At 69.6% G+C, this 18,923-nt stretch carries 14 protein-coding genes; 7 read left to right on the forward strand and 7 right to left on the reverse strand.

The features are described 5' to 3' along the window. Positions 1 to 81: 81 nt before the first annotated feature. The gene (locus tag ACZ6YV_RS24010) at positions 82 to 444 is read left to right on the forward strand and encodes an arsenate reductase family protein (RefSeq protein WP_465511746.1); all 363 of its coding nucleotides are present in this window, start codon (positions 82 to 84) and stop codon (positions 442 to 444) included. A 51-nt stretch (positions 445 to 495) separates the two neighbouring features. On the opposite strand, the gene ACZ6YV_RS24015 is transcribed toward ACZ6YV_RS24010, so the two are convergent. Further along, entirely contained in the window at positions 496 to 1,677 is a 1,182-nt protein-coding gene (locus ACZ6YV_RS24015; protein WP_465511747.1) for an MFS transporter, read from the reverse strand. A 75-nt stretch (positions 1,678 to 1,752) separates the two neighbouring features. Here ACZ6YV_RS24015 and ACZ6YV_RS24020 point away from each other — a divergent pair, with 75 nt between their 5' ends. Further along, positions 1,753 to 2,295 carry an ArsR/SmtB family transcription factor gene (locus ACZ6YV_RS24020; RefSeq protein ID WP_465511748.1) on the forward strand — a complete coding sequence of 181 codons (543 nt, stop codon included), beginning with the start codon at positions 1,753 to 1,755 and terminating at the stop codon, positions 2,293 to 2,295. Positions 2,296 to 2,298: 3 nt separating this feature from the next. On the opposite strand, the gene ACZ6YV_RS24025 is transcribed toward ACZ6YV_RS24020, so the two are convergent. Both ACZ6YV_RS24025 and ACZ6YV_RS24030 read right to left on the reverse strand, forming a co-directional pair. Next, complete coding sequence (locus tag ACZ6YV_RS24025) at positions 2,299 to 5,346, reverse strand: AfsR/SARP family transcriptional regulator (protein ID WP_465511749.1); 3,048 nt, start codon at positions 5,344 to 5,346, stop codon at positions 2,299 to 2,301. A 252-nt stretch (positions 5,347 to 5,598) separates the two neighbouring features. Then, complete coding sequence (locus ACZ6YV_RS24030) at positions 5,599 to 6,756, reverse strand: epoxide hydrolase family protein (RefSeq protein WP_465511750.1); 1,158 nt, start codon at positions 6,754 to 6,756, stop codon at positions 5,599 to 5,601. Positions 6,757 to 6,817: 61 nt separating this feature from the next. Between ACZ6YV_RS24030 and ACZ6YV_RS24035 the strand changes: the two genes are divergently transcribed. Beyond that, positions 6,818 to 7,777 (forward strand): helix-turn-helix transcriptional regulator, encoded by a 960-nt coding sequence (locus ACZ6YV_RS24035; protein ID WP_465511751.1) that lies wholly within the window; start codon positions 6,818 to 6,820, stop codon positions 7,775 to 7,777. Between the two features lie 16 nt (positions 7,778 to 7,793). Here ACZ6YV_RS24035 and ACZ6YV_RS24040 read toward each other — a convergent pair whose 3' ends face one another. After that, positions 7,794 to 9,455 carry a sulfatase-like hydrolase/transferase gene (locus ACZ6YV_RS24040; RefSeq protein ID WP_465511752.1) on the reverse strand — a complete coding sequence of 554 codons (1,662 nt, stop codon included), beginning with the start codon at positions 9,453 to 9,455 and terminating at the stop codon, positions 7,794 to 7,796. A gap of 84 nt (positions 9,456 to 9,539) precedes the next feature. Between ACZ6YV_RS24040 and ACZ6YV_RS24045 the strand changes: the two genes are divergently transcribed. Genes ACZ6YV_RS24045 through htpG form a run of 3 tightly spaced genes read left to right on the forward strand, consistent with a single transcriptional unit; the run spans position 9,540 to position 13,688 of the window. Then, positions 9,540 to 10,157 (forward strand): hypothetical protein, encoded by a 618-nt coding sequence (locus ACZ6YV_RS24045; RefSeq protein ID WP_465511753.1) that lies wholly within the window; start codon positions 9,540 to 9,542, stop codon positions 10,155 to 10,157. Between the two features lie 49 nt (positions 10,158 to 10,206). Further along, positions 10,207 to 11,793 (forward strand): alkaline phosphatase D family protein, encoded by a 1,587-nt coding sequence (locus tag ACZ6YV_RS24050; protein WP_465511754.1) that lies wholly within the window; start codon positions 10,207 to 10,209, stop codon positions 11,791 to 11,793. 29 nt (positions 11,794 to 11,822) lie between these two features. Next, the gene (gene htpG, locus ACZ6YV_RS24055; RefSeq protein WP_465511755.1) at positions 11,823 to 13,688 is read left to right on the forward strand and encodes a molecular chaperone HtpG; all 1,866 of its coding nucleotides are present in this window, start codon (positions 11,823 to 11,825) and stop codon (positions 13,686 to 13,688) included. A gap of 62 nt (positions 13,689 to 13,750) precedes the next feature. Here the strand turns inward: htpG and ACZ6YV_RS24060 are convergent, their stop codons facing one another. The 3 genes from ACZ6YV_RS24060 to ACZ6YV_RS24070 are packed head-to-tail and all read right to left on the reverse strand — an operon-like array spanning position 13,751 to position 17,599. After that, positions 13,751 to 15,790: an iron ABC transporter permease gene (locus ACZ6YV_RS24060; RefSeq protein WP_465511756.1), complete on the reverse strand. Its 2,040-nt coding sequence runs from the start codon at positions 15,788 to 15,790 to the stop codon at positions 13,751 to 13,753. Next, complete coding sequence (locus ACZ6YV_RS24065) at positions 15,790 to 16,767, reverse strand: ABC transporter substrate-binding protein (RefSeq protein WP_465511757.1); 978 nt, start codon at positions 16,765 to 16,767, stop codon at positions 15,790 to 15,792. The genes ACZ6YV_RS24060 and ACZ6YV_RS24065 overlap by 1 nt, the downstream gene beginning before the upstream one ends. Positions 16,768 to 16,783: 16 nt before the next feature. After that, positions 16,784 to 17,599, reverse strand: a complete 816-nt coding sequence (locus ACZ6YV_RS24070; protein WP_465511758.1) for an ABC transporter ATP-binding protein — start codon at positions 17,597 to 17,599, stop codon at positions 16,784 to 16,786. Positions 17,600 to 17,756: 157 nt separating this feature from the next. Here ACZ6YV_RS24070 and ACZ6YV_RS24075 point away from each other — a divergent pair, with 157 nt between their 5' ends. Next, a complete protein-coding gene (locus ACZ6YV_RS24075; protein WP_465511759.1) occupies positions 17,757 to 18,923 on the forward strand; it encodes a PucR family transcriptional regulator in 1,167 nt (388 codons plus the stop codon).

An 18,923-nucleotide genomic window follows, 5' to 3' on the forward strand; every position in this document is an offset into this window, starting at 1 on the left:
CCTCTCGTCGTAACGTCTGTGACCATCATCGGAACCAAAGTGCTCATCCAGTGAGCGCTTTTCGAAGGGAGGCTGTCTCGGATGGAGATCTGGGTGAACCCGGCGTGCTCCAAGTGCCGGTCGGCGGTGTCGATGCTCGACGAGGCGGGGGCCGAGTACACCGTGCGGAGGTACCTCGAGGAGCCGCCGACCGCGAAGGAACTGAAGGCCGTCCTCAAGCGGCTCGGACTCGAACCTTGGGACATCACCCGCACCGCCGAGGCGGTCGCGAAGGAACTCGGGCTGAAGACCTGGGGACGCACGCCCGTCGACCGCGACCGGTGGATCGACGCCCTGGTCACGCATCCGAAGCTGATCCAGCGGCCGATCATCACCGCCGACGACGGCACGACCGTCGTCGGGCGGACGCCTGAGGCCGTTCAGTCGGTGCTGCCCGGCTCTTGAGTGGCTGTGAGCGTTGGGCCTCGTGAGTGGTGAGGACGGTTCTAACCGTCCTCACCACTCACGAGGGGTGAGCAGCGCCAGCGCCAGGATCATCGCCGCCGCTCCCGCGAACACCGGCCGCAGCCCGACGACCTCCGCGAGCAGTCCGGCGGCGGCCGCACCCAGCGGCTTGGTGCCCCACGCGAGGAGCCGGTAGGCGCTGGTGACCCGTCCCAGCAGGTGGTCCGGGATGATCCGTTGCCGCAGCGAGACGACGATGACGTTCCACACCACGACCCCGGCCCCGCCGACGAAGAACACCGCGCCGATCGCGTACGGATTCGTGGTCACCGCCGGGATCCCGACGAGCGCGGCGCCGGTGAGCAGGCTGAGGACCAGGGCCCGGGAGCGCCCGAGCACGAGTTCGATCCGCTCGGCCGCGAACGACGCGGCGAAACTGCCGAGGGCGATGGCGGACAGCAGAAAACCGTAGGTCTGTTCCGTCAGGCCCATCGCGGACGGCGGGCCCACCGCGTAGAGCACGAAGACCGTGATCATGGCGCTCGTGGCGAAGTTGAACCCGCCGACCATGATCGCCGTGACCCGGAGAATCCGGTTCTCCCAGAGGAAACGCAGCCCTTCGGCGAGATCCGCGCGCACGCTCGTGCCGTGTGTCCGCTCGGCGCGGAACGAGCCGGGGACGAAGAAGAGCGCGACGACCGCGACGATCCAGAGCGCCGAGGGGGCCGCGAACGCGGCGAAAGCGCCCGCGGCGACCAGGAATCCGCCCAGCGGCGGGCCGGCGAACTCGTTCGCGGTCACTTCCGCGGCGTAGAGGCGGCTGTTGGCCCGCGTCAGCTGATCGCGGCCGACGACCTGGGGGAGCATCGCCTGCGCGGCCGTGTCGTGGATCGTTTCGGCGAGTCCGAGTCCCAACGCGACCACGTAGAGCAGCCAGATCGAGCCGAAGCCCAGCGCGATCGCCACCGCGAGCGCGCCGAGCAGGCCGGCACGGAACACGTTGGCGGTGAGCATCGCGCGACGGCGGTCGACGCGGTCGGTGAGCACCCCGGCGTGCAGGGCGAACAGCAGCCACGGCAAGGACGACACGAACGTCAGCCCCGCGATGAGCGCCGGCGACCGGGTGAACTGGATGGCCACCAGGCCGAGCGCGATCTTGACGATCCCGTCGGCCAGATTCGACAGCCCCGACGAACTCCACAGCCGCCAGTAGGCGGCCCCCAGTGAGGTCATCGATCGAGAATCGCACATCGATTGAGAAAACTCCATCGATGTATCTCTTCCCCACCGGTCGACTACGCTGCGGTCATGGACGATCAGGTCGCCGCCAGGGTCGCGGACCGGCGTCGCGAGGCGACGGCGCGCGAGGCCAAGGCGCTCGGTCATCCCCTGCGGCTGCGCATCCTCCGGCTCTGCGGCGAGCGGGAACTGACCAACAAGGAGATCGCCGACCGGCTCGGCAAGGATCCCGGCACCGTGCTCTACCACGTACGGCAGCTCGCCGAGGCCGGTCTGCTGGAGCAGGCGCCGGTGCGCACCGGTACGAGCGGCGCGCTCGAGAAGCCCTACCGCGGTGTCGGCAAGAGCTGGTGGCTGGACGGGCCGCTGAACGGCGAGGACGCCGACACCCGGTTCGGTCCCATCGAGGCGTTCCAGGACGAACTTCGTGAAGCAGGCCCCGGTTCGGTGCGGGTCGTCGAGCGGTTCGCGCTGCACCTCTCGCCGGAGGAGGTCACCGAACTCGACAACCGCATCCTCGACATCCTCGACGAGTACGTGGCCACCGATCAACAGCGGCTCGACAGGCCGTTGCTGAACGGGATCTTCCTGCTGCACCGCCTGGCCGAGTGAACCTCACGCCCGGCGGCTGAGTGCCCTGGCCCGCTCTTCGGGCAGCCGCCGTCCCCGTTTCGCGGCGAGCCGCACCGCCTGGCCGGCCAGTTCCCTCGCGGCTTCCGGCTCACCGAGGTCCAGCCGGGCGTGCGCGATCTCGGTGAGGGCGTCCGCCTCCAGCAGGAGCTGACCGTTCTCGCGAAGCGTGGCCAACGCCTTTTCGGCGTACCCCAACGCCTTCGCGGCGTCGCCGAGACTCCGGTGCGCGAAAGCGAGTCCGATCCGGACGGATCCCTGGCCGTAGCCCAGGCCGATGTCGGTGAACACCCGCAGTGCCTCGTGCAGTCCCTCGATCGCCTCCGCGTGCTCGCCACGCCGGTTCCGCACCGTCGCGATGACCTCCACGGCCGCCGCCTCGCCGCGCCGGTCGCCGATCTGCACGGAGCGGGCGTGGCATTCGACAGCGAGCGCCATCGCGACGTCGAGGCGGCCGGCGTCGCAATGGGTTTCCGCGAGGCAGTTCAGGGTCGCGGTCTCCCCGTAGCCGAGTCCGGCTTCGCGGGTGTAGGCGAGCACCTGTTCGTGGTCCGTGATGGCCTCGTCGAACCTGCCCAGCGCCCACAACGCGATCCCGCGGCCGTTGAGCGCGTGGAACGCGGCTTCCCGTTGCCCGGTTTCCTCGGCCAGTTTCAGGGACCTGTCGTGCCAGTCGACCGCCGTCCTCGGCCTGCCGGAGAAGGTGTGGATGACGCCGATGCAGTTCAACGCCAGCGTTTCCGCCCCGGTGTTGCCCGCCCGGCGGCTGACCGTGAGCGCCTGGCCGTGGAAGTGCAGCGCCTGCCTGGCCTTGCCCTGCTGGCTGGACGCGCGGCCGAGGTTGCGCAGCGCGTCGGTCTCCGCGTCGAGGTCCTCCAGCTCCCGCGCGGCCGCGAGCGCCTGGTGGAAGTGTTCGATGGCCCGGTCGTAGTCGCTGAGGTTGTGCGACATCTGCCCGAGGACGTCGAGCAGGGACAGCCGTGCCCGCACGTTGCCGCTCTCGGTCGCCGAGCGCAGGGCCGCCGTGCAGGTCGCGACCGCTTCCCGGGCGTGCCCGCTCGCCTGGAGGTAGCCGCGCAGCACGTCGATCAGCCGCCACGCGGCGGACTGGAACGCGGGATCCGTGGTGGCGCAGGCGATCGTGTCGACCAGGTTGTCCCGTTCGGTGTCCAGCCAGCGCAGCGCCGTGTGCTCGTCGAAGATCGGTGAGGCGGCGCCGGCGTAGAGCACGCGGGTCGCCGAGGCCGCGGTGTCCACATAGGACTCGATCAGCCGCGACAACGCCGCCAGCGAGGCCGCCTGCGGGTCTTCGGCGTGCCCGCGTTCGGCGGCGTACTCGCGGATGAGGTCGTGGAACTGGTAGCGGCCGGGTGCGGTCCGCTGCAGCAGGTTCGCCGCGGCCAGCCGGTCGAGGGCACGGCCGGTCTCCACCCGAGGCGCCCCGGCGACCGCGGCCGCCGCGGGGGCGCCGAAGTCCGGACCCGGTGTGCGGCCGAGCATCCGGAACAACGACCGGTCCGGTTCGGACAGCCGGAGATAGGACCGGTCGAAGGCGACCCGCACGGCCGAGGACGCGTCGCCGTCGATGGCCAGTTCCTCCAGCCGTCCCGAACGGGTCAGCTCGGCGGTGTACTCCGCGACGCCGCGGCCGGTGTCGGCGGCGAGGTTCGCCCCGGCGATCCGCAGCGCCAGCGGCAGATGCGCGCAGGCCGCGGCGAGGGCTCCGACGGCTTCGGGTTCGGCGGCCGTGCGTGCGGGCCCGAGCAGTTCGGCGAGCACCGCGCGTGACTCGTCCTCGGCGAGCACGCCGAGCGGCAGGTGCACGGCGCCCGGATTGACCGCGAGCCCGCGCAGGTCGTGGCGGCTGGTGATCAGCACGGCGCAGCCGGGCCGCCCCGGCAGCAGCGGCCGCACCTGGTCGACGTGCACCGCGTTGTCCAGCAGCAGCAACATCTTCTTGTCCGCCAGCACACTGCGGAACAGGGCTGCCTGCTCGGCGGGTTCGGCCGGGATCCGGTCCCGGTGCACGCCGAGCGCGCCGAGGAACCGGGTCAAGGCGGCCGACGGGTCGAGCGGTGGGCCGGCGGCGTAGCCCTGGAGGTTCACATACAGCTGGCCGTCCGGGAAGTGCGGCCGGAGCAGGTGCGCGACGTGCACCGCGAACGCTGTCTTCCCGACGCCCGGCGGTCCGGAGATCACGACGTTGCGCCCGGTCGCGGTGAGCGACAACCCGGCGAGTTCGGCGATCGGATCCGCCCGGCCGACGAACCGGTGGACGTCCGGCGGCAGCTGGCTGACCGGTTCCCTCGGGGGATCGGCGCCCTCGTCGAGGATCGCGGCGTGGAGGCGCCGCAACCGCGGCCCGGGCTCGATCCCCAGTTCGTCGGCGAACATCCGGCGCGTCGAGCGGTAGGTCTCCAGCGCGTCGGCGCGACGGCCGGAGCGGTCGAGTGCGGTGATGAGCTGCGCCCAGAACGTCTCCTGCCACGGATGTTCCTTGGTGAGCGTGATCAGCTCGGCGACCAGTTCGCGATGCCCGCCCGCTTCGAGTCCGGCCTCGATCCGGCGCTCCAGCGTGCGGAGGCGGTCTTCGTCGAGCTGTGCGGCTTCGTCACGCTGCAGGGATTCCGACGGGACGTCGCAGAGCGCCGGGCCGCGCCAGCACTCCAGCGCTTCGGCCAGCAGCGCGAGTTCCGTGGCGGAATCGCCCGCTTTGCCCGCTTCCCGGCCCGCTTCGGCCAGCCGCCGGTAGCGGAGGAGGTCCAGCTGCTCGGGCTCCAGGCGGATCCGGTAGCCGTCCTGGCGGGTTTCGATCAGCCCGTCGCCCAGCATCCGGCGCAGCCTCAGCGCGTAGACCTGCGTGCTCTTGCGGGCGGTGGACGGCTGGTCCTCACCCCAGAGCCGGTCCGCGAGCCGGTCCAGCGAGACCGTCGAGTTGGCCCGCACCAGCAGCGCCGCGAGCAGGACCCGCAGTTTGGGCCCGGCGATCGCCAGCGGCTTCCCATCACGGGTCACCTCGAGCGGGCCGAGCACGCCGAAACCGAAGCAGGAAATACGCGTTCACCTCCCGAAGCGTCAGATTACTGCTGTTGCCCACTTGAAACCGGGACCTGCCACGATCACCTCCGCGAGGCCACCCGATGGTCTCGATCAGGACGAGCCCGGGTGTACCTGGGGGTTACTCGGTCTTCGTCCGCTCGTGAGTGGTGACGACGGTTAGAACCGTCCTCACCACTCACGAGTCTGTTGGGCCACTCTGTTGGGCCACTCTGTTAGACCACTCTGTTAGGCCAGCTTGCGGAAGAAGTCCCGGAGATCACCCAGCAGCAGGTCCGGCGCGTCCTGCGTCGCCCAGTGGCTGCCGCGGTCGAACTCCTGCCACGACACGATGTTCGTGTGGTCCCGCTCGGCGAACCGGCGCAGCGGCCGGAAGTCGTAGGCGAAACTCGCCAGCCCGGTCGGCGCGGTCGTCGGCTCGGCCGGGTGCTCGGTGTGCTTGTCCTCGTAGTAGAACCGCGCCGCCGACGCCGCCGTGTTCGTCAGCCAGTACAGCGTGGCGTTGGTGAGCACGTGGTCGTCGCTCGTGCCCGCAAGCAGTTGCGCGCTCCACGCCAGCTGCCCGGTCGGCGAGTCGGCCAGGGCGTGCGCGAGGTTCTGCGGCGCGCTCTCCTGGAGCTTCGCGTAGCCGGACATGTCGTCGTTGAAGGTCTGAAGGAACTGCATGTACTCCAGTTCCTTCTCGGTCATGCCCTCGAACTCCGCCGGATCACCGCTCGGGAACGAGAACAGCTGCGTGACGTGCACGCCGATGACGTGCTCGGCGTCGCCGCGCCCCATCTCGGGGGCGACGAACGAACCGGCGTCGTTCCCATGCGTGCCGTAGCGCTCGTAGCCCAGCCGACGCATCAGCTCGGCCCACGCGCGAGCCGTGCGGTACCGGTTCCAGCCCTTCTCCCGGGTGGCGCCCGAGAAGCCGAAGCCGGGCAGCGACGGGATCACCACGTGGAACGCGTCCGCCGCGTCGCCCCCGTGGGCCTTCGGGTCGGTCAGCTGGTCGATCAGCTCCAGGTATTCGAAGACCGAGTTCGGCCAGCCGTGCGTGAGGATCAGCGGCGTCGCGTCCGGCTCCGGCGAGCGGACGTGCAGGAAGTGGACGTTCTGCCCGTCGATCTCGGTGGTGAACTGCGGGTACTCGTTGAGCTTCGCCTCCCATGCCCGCCAGTCGTAGCCCTCACGCCAGTAGGCGACCAGGCGCTGCACGTAGTCGAGGGGCACGCCGTACTCCCAGCCCGGCGTGACCGGTCCACGCTGCACCCCGTCGGTGACCTGGTCGGCGGGCAGTTCGTTCGCCCAGCGGACCTTGGCCAAGCGGTCGGCCAGATCGTCCAATTCGGACTGCGGGATGTCGACGCGGAAGGGTCTGATCTCTGTGTTCTCGTTCATGACACCAAGGTAAGCTGCCATTAGGAACATACCGTTCCTAATGGAGAGGCAGTCTCAAAATATGCTGGAAACTTCCGCAAGACTGCTGAGCTTGCTCTCCCTTTTGCAGACTCCCCGTGACTGGACCGGCACCGAACTGGCAGAACGCCTCGAAGTCAGCTCCCGGACGATCCGCAACGACGTCGAGCGGCTGCGCGCGCTCGGGTACCCGGTGAACGCGACCCGCGGGTCCGTCGGCGGCTACCGCCTCGGCGCGGGCGCCGACCTGCCGCCGCTGCTGCTGGACGACGAGGAGGCCGTCGCCGTCGCGATAGGACTCCGGACGGCGGCAGGCGGCACCATCGCGGGCGTCGAGGAGACGTCGCTGCGCGCGCTCGCGAAGCTGGAGCAGGTGCTCCCGTCTCGGCTGCGCCGCCGCGTGAACGCCTTGCAGGCGTACACGATTCCCGTGCCGAGGGACGATCCCGGCCCGCGCGTCGACGCGAAGACGCTCACAGTGCTGACAGCCTGCTGCCGGGATCACGAGGTGCTGCGGTTCGGCTACCGGGCCCACGACGGTTCGGAGAGCGTCCGCAAGGTCGAGCCGTATCGCCTGGTCAACTGGGGACGCCGCTGGTACCTGGTCGCGTGGGACCTCGATCGCGGCGATTGGCGCACGTACCGCGTCGACAGGCTGACCCCGCGCGTCCCGGTCGGCCCCCGGTTCACCCCGCGTGACCTGCCCGAGGACGTCACGGACCGGGTGCGGCGCGGGGTCTCGTCCGCCGCTTGGCGGTACCGGGCCGACGTCACGGTGCACGCCCCGGCCGAGGAGGTGACCGCGCGGATCAACCCGGCCGTCGGCACGGTGGAGGCCGTCGACGCGGGCACGTGCGTGCTGCACACCGGCGCCGACAGCATCGAGACGCTGGCCGTCCACTTGGGACTCCTCGGGTACCCCTTCAAGGTCACCGAGCCCCCGCAGTTGGTCGACTACTTGCGCACGCTGGCCGACCGGTACCGCGACGCGACCCGCGTTTAGTCCCCGAATGCAGGGGTCAGTGCGCGAAGGTGGTCAGGAACCGGTCCCGGAACGTGTCCATCCGCCACACCGGCGCGTTCCGGTCCGGATTCAGGCCGTCCTGCCAGCTCCATCCGGAGACCTTGTCGAGCACGGCCTTGTCCCGCGTGACGACGGTGATCGGCACGTCGCGATCCGCGCCCGCGCCGGCGACGATCGGGTTCGGCTGATGGTCGCCCAGGAACACGAGCACGAGATCGTCGTCCCCGAAGTTCTCCACGTACGAGATGAGCGAGTTCAGCGAATAGGCGATCGAGTCGCCGTACGCGCCGCGCACCTTGGCGGAGTCGGTGAAGACCTCGTCGGGCGTTTTCCCCTGCGACGGCATGGGGTTGTAGATCGACCCGTCGCCGACGGCGGCCCAGTCGACCATGCGGGGGAGCGGCGTCCACGGCCAGTGACTGGTGACGAGGTCGATTTCCGCCATCAGCGGCGGATGATCCGGTTTCGCGCGTTCGGCGCGCTGGAAAGCCGAAAGCGTGAACTGGTCCGGCATCGTGGCGTAGGAGAACGGCGGGCCGTGATACCCGACGGCACGTGAGTCGTAATAGCGGTCGTAGCCGTAGACCTTGCCCTCCGGCCAGTCCTCGGTATGCGCCGGAACGACGCCGACGGTCTCCCAGCCCGCGCGTTTGAACGCGCCGCCGAGGGTGAACCGGTCGGTCTTCACGAAGTCGTCGTAGCGGTGCTGACTGTCGACCCAGACGCCGGACTGGAACGTCGAGTGTGCCAGCCAGCTTCCCGCGCTCGTCGTCGGCGACGTCAGGAACGCGCTGCGCGAGCCGTACCCGGCGGTCTTGAGCCGCGCTGTCCCGGCGTCGAGCACCGCGTCGACCTTGGGCGCGATGTCGGAGTCCTGGACGGCCACCCGCCCGTAGCTTTCAATGAAGGTGAACAGGACGTCCTTGCCGCGCAACGCGTTCAGCAGGCCGGACGGCGGGGCACCGCGGAAGGCGTCGGCGCCGACTTCCGCGGCGAAGGCCTCCCTGTCCCGGATACCGGCCCGCACCTGGCGGAGGTCGTCGTAGGCGAAGGCGGCCGCGCTGCGCGACGCGAGCGGCTGCCCCGGGGCGAGTTGCGCGCCGGACACCGCGCCCACGATCCAGAGCACGCTGAGCACGGCGATCACCCGGGTCGACGCGGTGCGCCGCCCGGCCACCACCCGGCTCAGCCGCCGCGTCGCCAGCGCCATCAGCACGATCACGACCACGGCCAGCAGCGTCAGCCCGAGGAACGACGCGATCGCCCCCGTCCGGCCGATCGACGTGCCGAGCAGGTCGACGCCGTTGCCGAGCACACCCCAGTCGAACACCGGGTTGAACCGCCGGTTCAGCGCGAGCCCGAAGCCGATGTCGATGGCCTTGACGACGGTCAGGAGCCCGAGGACGGCGCCGGCGGACACCGCGACGATCCGCCGCGCCCCGTCGCGCAGCACGAGCACGACAGCCACCCCGAGCAGCGCCTCCACCGGCAGCCGCACGAACGCTTCCGGGGTGAGCCTGTCGAGGTCGTTCGGCGCGAGCAGGGCGAACAGCACGAGGACGGCGGAGGAGGTGGTCACCGCGCTGGACGTGATTTCGCGGGCGGCCGTCCGGTCGCCCGGCAGGCCCACCAGGGCGGGACGCGTGAAAAACGACAACGCAGGAACCTTTCCGAGGGGCAGCCTTCATCGGGTTACACGGACTGGGGGACCCGGCGGTTCAAAGGTCGCTAGTCTGCGCCGGTGAGTGAAGAGATCTGGGCGGCCCTCGGTGCGACGACCCTGGACGAGGTGCGGCGGCGCGCCGCGATCATCGACGCGGTCGCCGAGATCGAGCCGGTCGAGGTGGCCGGTGCGACGCGGTACGCCTGGAACAACGGCGGGGGAGAGTCGGCCGTCTGGTACTTCACGCCGGACGGGCGCGCACTGCTGCTGACCTTCGACCACGAGTCGGACCTGAACCTCTTCGCCGAGGGTGACTATCAGGAGCAGGAGGCGCTCTACGACGGCGTCCCCGAAGACCTCGTCGGGCTGCTGCGTGATCGGCCGGAGAACTACGAGTCCTTGAACCTCGTCCACCCGGAGACGGGAGCCACGATCCTCTACGCCGGTGGCGTGTTCTGGTTCGACGGCAAGCGGTGGTCGCGGGCCGAAGGCTTCCTCGACCACTGTCGCCGGGAAGGCCTGGACCCGCTGAGCGAGTCGGGCTTCACCTACTGCCTCGGCGAGTACCGCTTCGGCGAGGAGTTCACCCCCGAGGCGCTCGTCGAGGACCGAGCCGCCGACGGATGGTACGAAGACGACGCCGAACGGGCGAAGGCGTTGATCGAAATCCGGGAGATCTTCTCGCGGCTCGGCTGACCTTCCGCTCAGCGCACGATCTTGGCCCCGTTGTGGCACCGTTTCAGGCATGAGCCTGCTCCTGGGTCCCCTGCTGCGGCACGTCGACGAGAAGTCGGCGACGGTCTGGGTCGAGACGCGGGCCGAGGGTGAGGTCGAAGTCCTCGGCACGACCGCGAGGACCTTCGAGATCCGGGGCCACCACTACGCCCTGCTGGTGCTGACCGGTCTCGAACCCGGCTCGTGCGTCGAGTACGAGGTGCGCGTGGACGGTGAAAAGGTGTGGCCCCTGGAGGATTCCGGGTTCCCGCCCAGTCGCATCCGGACACTGCCCGGGGACGGGTCCCGCTTCCGGCTCGTGTTCGGCTCCTGCCGCAAACCGCACGAAGACGACGCCTTGGGTCCCGACGCGCTGGCCGCGTACGCCCGCCGGATGGCGGACGGCGAGGAGGCCGACTGGCCGCAAGCGCTGCTGATGCTCGGCGATCAGGTCTACGCCGACGAAACCACCGACGAGACGCAGGAATGGCTGAGCCGCCGCCGCGACACGGCCGAACCGCCGGGCACGGAGGTGGCGGATTTCGAGGAGTACACCCACCTCTACCACGAGGCCTGGGGAGAACCGGTGATCCGCTGGCTGCTGTCCACCGTGCCGACGTCGATGATCTTCGACGACCACGACGTCCGCGACGACTGGAACACCTCCTACACCTGGCAGCGGCAGATGCGGGCGCAGCCGTGGTGGAAGGAGCGCCTGCGCGGCGCGATCATGTCGTACTGGGTGTACCAGCACCTCGGGAACCTCGGCCCCGCCGAACTCGCCGAGGACGCGACCTTCCAGAAGGCCGTCACCTCCGGTGGCGACAACGCGGACCTGCTCGTCTCGTACGCCGACGAGGCCGACAACGAACGCGACGGAACCAAAGGCGCGAGATGGAGCTACCGCCGCGACTTCGGCACCGTGCGGCTGCTGGTCATCGACAGCCGGGCGGGGCGGATCCTCGCGGGCGGCACCCGGTCGATGGTCGACGAGGACGAGTTCGACTGGATCGAGGAGAACGCCGCCGCGCCCTGCGACCACCTGCTCATCGGGTCCTCGCTGCCGTGGCTGCTGCCGCCGGTCGTGTCCCATCTGCAGTCGCTCAACGAGCGGTCCTGCGCGCGCCCGGGACGGCGGGGCAGGTTCGCGGAGAAGCTCCGGCAGGCCGCCGACCTCGAACACTGGGCGGCGTTCCGCGCCTCGTTCGAGCGGCTCGCCGCGATGATCGCCCGCGAGGGACGCCGGGAGGACCCGCCCGCCACCATCGCGGTGCTCTCCGGCGACGTCCACCACGCGTACATCGCCGAAGCGCGGTACCCGAGGCCGGTGGAATCGGCCGTCTACCAGCTCACCTGCTCGCCGGTGCACAACGCGATGCCGCGGCCGCTCAAGCCGATCTTCGCCGCCACCTGGTCGCCGAGGCTGGCGTCTCTCGCGCGCCGCTGGGCGACGCGCGGCGGTGTCGGACCCGATCCGGTGACCTGGGCCAAACTGTCCGGCCCGCATTTCGGCAACGTCGTCGCGACGGTCGAGGCCACCGGCCGGGCGTGCGTCACGACCATCGAACAGGCCACCGAAGACGGGCTCGTCGAGGTGGCCAGGCAGAGGCTGGCTTGAGCCGGTTCCGCGCTCGGTAATATCGGCGCGTGACCACCTCTGCCGAAACACTCGAGTTCCAGTCGGAGGCACGTCAGCTGCTTCAGCTGATGATCCATTCGATCTACTCGAACAAAGACACGTTCCTGCGGGAACTGGTGTCCAACGCCTCCGACGCACTGGACAAACTCCGCCTCGAAGCGTTCCGCGACAAGGAACTCCAGGCGGATACCGATGATCTCCACATCGAGATCGAAACCGACCCCGAAAACCGCACCCTCACCGTGCGGGACAACGGAATCGGGATGAGCCGGGACGACGTCGTCGCGTTGATCGGCACGATCGCGAAATCCGGCACCGCCGAATTCCTGAAGAAGCTGAAGGAAACCAAGGATTCCGCGGCCTCGCAGGATCTGATCGGCCAATTCGGCATCGGGTTCTACGCCAGCTTCATGGTGGCCGACAAGGTCACGCTGCTGACGCGCCACGCGGGTTCGGACGAAGGCGTCCGGTGGCAGTCCGAGGGCGAAGGCACGTACACCATCGAGACGGTCCCGGACCTGCCTCAGGGCACGTCGGTCGTCCTGCACCTCAAGCCCGAGGACGCCGAAGACCAGCTCTTCGACTACACCTCGGCCACCAAGATCAAGCAGATCGTCAAGAAGTACTCGGACTTCATCACCTGGCCGATCCGGATGACCGAGGGCGAAGAGGTCGCCACGGTCAACTCGATGAAGGCGCTGTGGGCCCGCTCCTCCAGCGATGTCACCGAAGACGAGTACAACGAGTTCTACAAGCACGTCGCGCACGACTGGAACGACCCGCTGGAGACGATCCGGCTCCAGGCCGAGGGCACCTTCGAGTACCAGGCGCTGCTGTTCCTGCCGGGACACGCGCCGCTCGACCTGTTCATGCGGGAGCGCAAACGCGGCGTCCAGCTGTACGTGAAGCGCGTCTTCATCATGGACGACTGCGAAGCGCTGATGCCGGAGTACCTGCGCTTCGTGAAGGGTGTCGTCGACGCGCAGGACCTCTCGCTCAACGTCTCGCGCGAGATCCTGCAGCAGGACCGCCAGATCCAGCTGATCCGCCGTCGCCTGGTGAAGAAGGTCCTCTCGACCGTCAAGACGCTGATGGCGGACGAGAACCCGTACAAGTACGAGACGTTCTGGAAGGAGTTCGGCCGGGCCGTCAAGGAAGGCCTGCTGGACGACCACGAGAACCGCACCGCGATCCTCGACATCTGCTCCTTCGCTTCGACGAATGACCCGGAGAAGCTCACTTCGCTGCGCGACTACGTCGAGCGGATGAAGGACGGCCAGGAGCACATCTACTACCTGACCGGTGATTCGCGGCAGAGCATCGAGAACTCCCCGCATCTGGAAGCCTTCCAGGCCAAGGGGTACGAGGTGCTCGTGCTCACCGACCCGATCGACGAGATGTGGGTCGACGCCGTCTCCGGCTACGAGGAGAAGCAGTTCCAGTCGGTCGCGAAGGGCGAGGTCGAACTCGACTCCGACACCACCGACGAGCAGAAGGAAGAGTTCTCCGGGCTGCTGACCTGGCTGACGACGACGCTGTCGGAGCAGGTCAAGGAGGTCCGGCTCTCGTCGCGGCTGACGACGTCGCCCGCGTGCATCGTCGGCGACACGAACGACGTCACCCCGACGCTGGAGAAGATGTACCGCGCGATGGGCCAGGAGATGCCGCAGATCAAGCGGATCCTGGAACTCAACCCGGGCCACCCGCTGGTCGCCGGGCTGCGGTCGTCGTTCGCCGAGAAGGGCGAGTCCGAGGGGCTCGGGGAGACCGCGGAACTGCTCTACGGCATGGCTTTGCTGGCCGAGGGCGGAGAACTGGGCGACCCCGCCCGCTTCACGAAACTCCTCGCCACGCACCTCCAGAAGACGCTGTAGCCGGAGTACATGAAGGCCCCCTTCCTTGCGCCTAGGTACAGGAAGGGGGCCTTCGTGTACTTCTACGGCCGGGTCTTCCAGAGCACCAGCACGAAGTACGGCGTCCCGACCATGGCGATGACCAGGCCGGCCGGGATCTGGGCGGGCGCGATGACCGTGCGCCCCAAGGTGTCCGCGACGCTCACCAGCAACGCCCCGAGCGCCGCGGCCACCGGGACGATCCGGCCGTGCCGTCCGCCGACGAGTGACCGCGCCAGATGCGGCGCGACCAGTCCGACGAAGACGACCACGCCGATCGCGGACACCGCGGTGGCCGCCAGGATCCCGGAAGCCCCGAGGATCACCAGCCGCGACCGTTCGATGCGCATCCCGAGCACCCGCGGGGTGTCCTCGTCCAGCGCGTGCAGGTCCAACTCGCGGTGCTTGAGCCACAACAACGGCGTCAGCGCGACGAGCGCCAGCGCCACCGGAGCGACCTGCTCCAGCGTCCGGCCGTAGGTCGACCCCGAAAGCCAGGTCAGCGCCTTGGCCGAGTTCCACGGGTCGGAGACCACGATCAGCAGCGTGATCAGCGCCATCCCGGCCGACCAGACCGCGATGCCGATGATCACCAGCCGGTCCGAGTCCAGGCCTGACCGCCAAGCCAGCCCGTAGACCAGCAGGAACACCACGGTCGCGCCCGCTCCGGCGGCTCCGGCGATCGCCCAGGCACCGGCGACGGGGACGATCGTGATCAGCGTGATCGCGCCGAGCCCGGCGCCCGCGGTGATGCCGAGCAGACCCGGTTCGGCGAGCGGGTTGCGGCTGACCGACTGGATCCCGCAGCCGGACACCGCCAGCGCGGCACCGGCGAGCAGTGCGGCCAAGACTCGCGGAAGTCGTTGGTCCAGCACGAAAGTGAGTGCGGTCCCGGTGTCGCCGGTGACCCAGTTCGCGAGGTCGCCGAGCAGCACCATCCGGTCGCCCAGCATCAGCCCGACGACCGGGATCACGGCGAGCAGCACCACGAGCACGGCGGAGATCAGCACGAGTCGCCGTGTCGACCCGGCGACACCGACCCGTCCCGCCGGAGCCGGACGGCGCGAGCCGCTGCCCCGGCCGCGCCGGGCCAGCCACACCATGACGACCGCCCCGATGATCGTGGTCACCACGCCGGTCGGCACCCGCACGGCGGCGGCCGACCCCATGATCGCCCGCAGGACGACGTCGGCGCCGAGCACCGTCACGACGCCGACCAGCCCGGACACCGGCAGCAGCACCCGGTGCTTCGCGATCGGCAGCAGCAGCTTCGTGATCACCGGTGCGCTCAGCCCGACGAAGCCGACCGGTCCGGCGACGGTCACCGCCGCCGCGGTCAGCGCGACGGTCAGCACGATGGCGCCGACCCGCGTCCGGCGGACCCGGAGGCCGAGCACGGTCGCGTTGTCGTCGCCGAGGGCGAGGACGTCGAGTTTGCGGCCCATCGCGACGAGCGCCACCACGGCGATCACCACGATCGGCGTCATCTGGCCGGTCGCGCGCAGGTCGGACACGGTGAGCGAACCGCTGCCCCAGGCGAACAAGCCGGCCGTCTCCTGCTCGAACATGAGCAGCATCAGGACGGTCACCGACTGTAGCGCCAGCAGGACCGCCGAGCCGACGAGTACCAGCCGCGGGCTCGCCGAACCGCCGCCCGCCAGGCCCAGCACGATGACGGCCGCCGCGAGCCCGCCCACGAACGCCGCCCCGCCGACCGGGACGAGCGGTAGCGAAAGCCCGAACGCGGAGATGGCGACCACGGCGAAATGCGCGCCCGCGTTGACCGCGAGCGTGTCGGGTGAGGCGAGCGGATTCCTTGCCACGGACTGCATTCCCGCGCCCGCGACGCCGAGTGCGACCCCGAGCAGCAACGCGGCCAGCAGCCGCGGGACGCGCGAACCCTCCAGTACCGCGAGGGTTTGCGCGTCGCCGTGACCGAAGATCGCCTTCACCACGTCCAGCGGGCCGGACGTCGAAGTGCCCTGGGTCAGGTGGACGCCGGCGAGGACGGCGATCAGCACCACCAGCCCCGCCGACACCACCGCGGTGCGCACCGCTTGTGGCGCCCGTATTTCTTTGACCATCAGGCCGTGATGACCTTCACGATCTGGTCGGCGGTCATGATGACCGACTTCGGTCCGCCGAAGGTCCACGTGCCGGATTCCAGCTTGTGGATCTTTTTCGACACCACGAACGGCAGCCGCTGGTAGACGGCGTTCTGCGCGAGCCCGGTGGTGAAGACGTCCTCTTCGGAGGCGCTGTAGAACAGCACGGTCTTCGGGTCGGTGATCGCGGTCAGGCCTTCGACGTCGGTCTGGCCGAGGCCCCACTGCGCGTCTACCTTGCCGGTCCAGACGTTCTTGAGGCCGACGGCCTCGGCGGTGTCGGAGACCAGCGAGCCCTTGCCGAACGGGCGGACGCTGACTGTGCTGCCTTCGAGGTAGGCGTCGGCCATCAGGAACGGGGTGCCCGCGGCGCCCTTGCCCTCGACGGCCTTCTTGCCCTCGGCGAGTTTGGCGTCCATTTCGGACAGTTGCTTGTCCGCCTCGGCCTCCTTGCCGACCGTCTTGGCGATCAGCTTGAAGTCCTCGCGCAGGCGGTCGAAGTTACGGCTCGCGTCGCTGGTCTTGGTGACCACGACCGGGACGTACTTCTCGATCTGCGGCACCAGGGGCGAGTCGCGCTCCTCGGCGATGATGACGACGTCGGGGTTCAGCCCGACGATCGCGTCGACGCTGGGCTCGTTGCGCTTGCCGACGTCCTTGACCTCCGCGGTCAGCGGGACGGCCTTGTCCCAGACGTTGTAGCCCGCGACGTCCGCGGCGCCGACCGGCATGACGCCGAGCGAAGCGACCATCTCGGCCTCGCCCCATTCGAGCGCGACGACCCGCTTCGCCGGGGCCTTGAGGGTGACGGCCTTGCCGCGCGCGTCGGTCACCGTGACCGGACCGCTCGCGGCCGCGGCCTCGCTCGGCGCGGCCGCGGTGTTCTCGGTGGTGCCGCAGGCGGACAGCAGCAACGCCGTCGCCGCGACGAGGGCGGCGGGGGTCAGCAAACGCATGGTTCTTCCTGGTTTCTCAGGCGGGCCTGGGCGAATGCCGCCCGAGTGGCCTGCAGTGGATCGCGCCCGTCACCGGGTCGTTCGCGACGTGGACGGTGACGCCGTAGGCCTGGGAGAGGTGCTCGGTGGTGAGCACCTGCCCGATGTCACCCGTGGCCACGATGGTTCCCTCGCACAGCAGCACGACCTCGTCGGCGATGATCGCCGCGTGGTCGAGGTCGTGCAGTACCACGCCGACCGCGACCCCCTCGTTGGCCAGATCGCGGACGACGTCGAGGATCTCGACCTGATAGCGCAGGTCGAGATGGTTGGTGGGCTCGTCCAGCAGCAGGACCGAGGTCTGCTGGGCGAGACAGGACGCGAGCCAGACACGTTGGAGCTCTCCGCCGGACAGTTCGTCGACGCCGCGTTCGGCCATCGGGGTCACGCCGGTCAGTTCCATCGCGCGGCGGATCGCGGCGGTGCCGTCGATGTCGACCCCGCGCCAGCCCGAGCGGTACGGGTACCGGCCGTAGGAGACGACGTCGCGCACGGAGACGCCGCTCGGCGTGGGCCGGTGCTGGGTCAGCAGCGTGACCTGGCGGGCGAACTCCTTGCCGGACAACGCGTTTCCGCCCCAGACGGTGCGTTCGCCGAGGTGGACGCTGCCTTCGCGGGGCTTGTGCAGCCGCGCCAGCGAACGCAGGAGCGTCGACTTGCCGGAGCCGTTCGGCCCGACCAGCGCGGTCACCGTGCCGGCGCGCAGCGACAGGGACACGCCGTCCACCACGGCCCGCTCTTGGTGCGCGAGCACCAGGTCATGGCCGGTGAGCAGCGCGTCTTCCGTAGACATGAGGGGAGCCTAACCTAAGGTTCGGCGCATCCCCATGTCGCGAGAGACACAGAGCGCGGGGTGATTGTCCGGTTACCGCGGGCAGAGGGACGGCTCGCGGTCCAGAAAACGTCCAGTCGCGCTGCTTAGTCTCGAACCGCGAGAATGCGGGGAGAAAATGGAAGGTCTCTACAAACTGTTGTGGGATCGGGTGGATTTCAACGGGCGGCGGGCCGTCGACGTCTATCTCAGCGAGGTCCCCGATTTCCGGGCGGCGGCCAGGATGGCCGGGGTCCGCGCTTCGATGCTGGACTTCGCCGTCCTGCTCAGGCGCCGGGAGATCGAACTCGCCGCCGAGGGCGCGCCCTTCACCGGTGAGGACCTGGCGGTGTTGACCGCTTTCGGCGAGCAACGCGGTGGCCAGGGCGTTTCCCTGGCTTCCGGGCGGCACGTGCTCGACCTCCACGACGTGCTCACCCTGCGGGAGATCCACGAGGCGGCGGGCCTGCGCGAGGTCGGGCACGTGACCGAGATGATCGGCTGGCTGCCCACCAACGGCCTCGCCGGGCAGAACGCCTATCTCCGCGGATTCCTGGCCGGGCAGAAACGCGGCACGCCGTTCGTCAAACGGGCCCAGGAATTCGCCGCGACACTGCTCGACGACAAAGCGGTGATCCCCGGACTCCCGGAAAGCCTCGAACTGGGTTTCACCGACCGGTACCTGATCACGGTCGTGCGGCTTTCCGGTTCCCCCTTGCCTTCGGAGGAACGGCGCGAGGAGATCATCGGTGTGCTGCTGAAACGCGATCGGGTGCCGATGATCTGGCGCGAGCCCGGTGAGCTGGTGGTCCTGTTCCCGTGCGAAGACCCCGAAGAGGCGCGGGAACGCGGGTTGAGCCTCGCTCTCGAATGCGCGGCACTGACCGGACGGCCCGGCGCGGCGGGCGCGGCCTCCGGACGTGTCGGCGCGCTGCGGGACACCGCCGCGCTGGCCCGGCGGATCAGCCGGGTCGCCCCCGTCGAGGCCAGGCCGAGCCGGCTGCCCGTGATGACCGACCTCTTCGTCGAACTCGGTGTCGCCCGGCTGCCCCCTGTCGACGACTGGCTGCTCGGGATCGCGCGGCAGCTGGAGTCCGGGCCCGATCTGGTGGCCACGCTCGACGCCTACTACCGGCACGACATGAACCGCCTGAACACCGCCGGAGCGCTGCACATCCACCCGCGGACGCTGGACTACCGGTTCCGCCGGGTCCGCGAACTGGTCGGGCTGGAACCCGGCTCCTTCCACGGCGTGCGCGTGCTCGGCGCGGTGATCGCCAGGGCCCTCGCCGGCCGCTGGGCTTGA

This window comes from Amycolatopsis sp. NPDC102522 (assembly GCF_055584485.1).

Excerpts from the sequence above, each read along its gene's own strand:
- ACZ6YV_RS24070 (WP_465511758.1), bottom strand. The coding sequence starts at position 17,599 with ATGTCTACGGAAGACGCGCTGCTCACCGGCCATGACCTGGTGCTCGCG.
- ACZ6YV_RS24060 (WP_465511756.1), bottom strand. The coding sequence starts at position 15,790 with ATGGTCAAAGAAATACGGGCGCCACAAGCGGTGCGCACCGCGGTGGTG.
- ACZ6YV_RS24075 (WP_465511759.1), top strand. The coding sequence starts at position 17,757 with ATGGAAGGTCTCTACAAACTGTTGTGGGATCGGGTGGATTTCAACGGG.
- ACZ6YV_RS24020 (WP_465511748.1), top strand. The coding sequence starts at position 1,753 with ATGGACGATCAGGTCGCCGCCAGGGTCGCGGACCGGCGTCGCGAGGCG.
- ACZ6YV_RS24065 (WP_465511757.1), bottom strand. The coding sequence starts at position 16,767 with ATGCGTTTGCTGACCCCCGCCGCCCTCGTCGCGGCGACGGCGTTGCTG.
- ACZ6YV_RS24030 (WP_465511750.1), bottom strand. The coding sequence starts at position 6,756 with ATGAACGAGAACACAGAGATCAGACCCTTCCGCGTCGACATCCCGCAG.
- ACZ6YV_RS24010 (WP_465511746.1), top strand. The coding sequence starts at position 82 with ATGGAGATCTGGGTGAACCCGGCGTGCTCCAAGTGCCGGTCGGCGGTG.
- ACZ6YV_RS24015 (WP_465511747.1), bottom strand. The coding sequence starts at position 1,677 with ATGACCTCACTGGGGGCCGCCTACTGGCGGCTGTGGAGTTCGTCGGGG.
- ACZ6YV_RS24050 (WP_465511754.1), top strand. The coding sequence starts at position 10,207 with ATGAGCCTGCTCCTGGGTCCCCTGCTGCGGCACGTCGACGAGAAGTCG.
- ACZ6YV_RS24035 (WP_465511751.1), top strand. The coding sequence starts at position 6,818 with ATGCTGGAAACTTCCGCAAGACTGCTGAGCTTGCTCTCCCTTTTGCAG.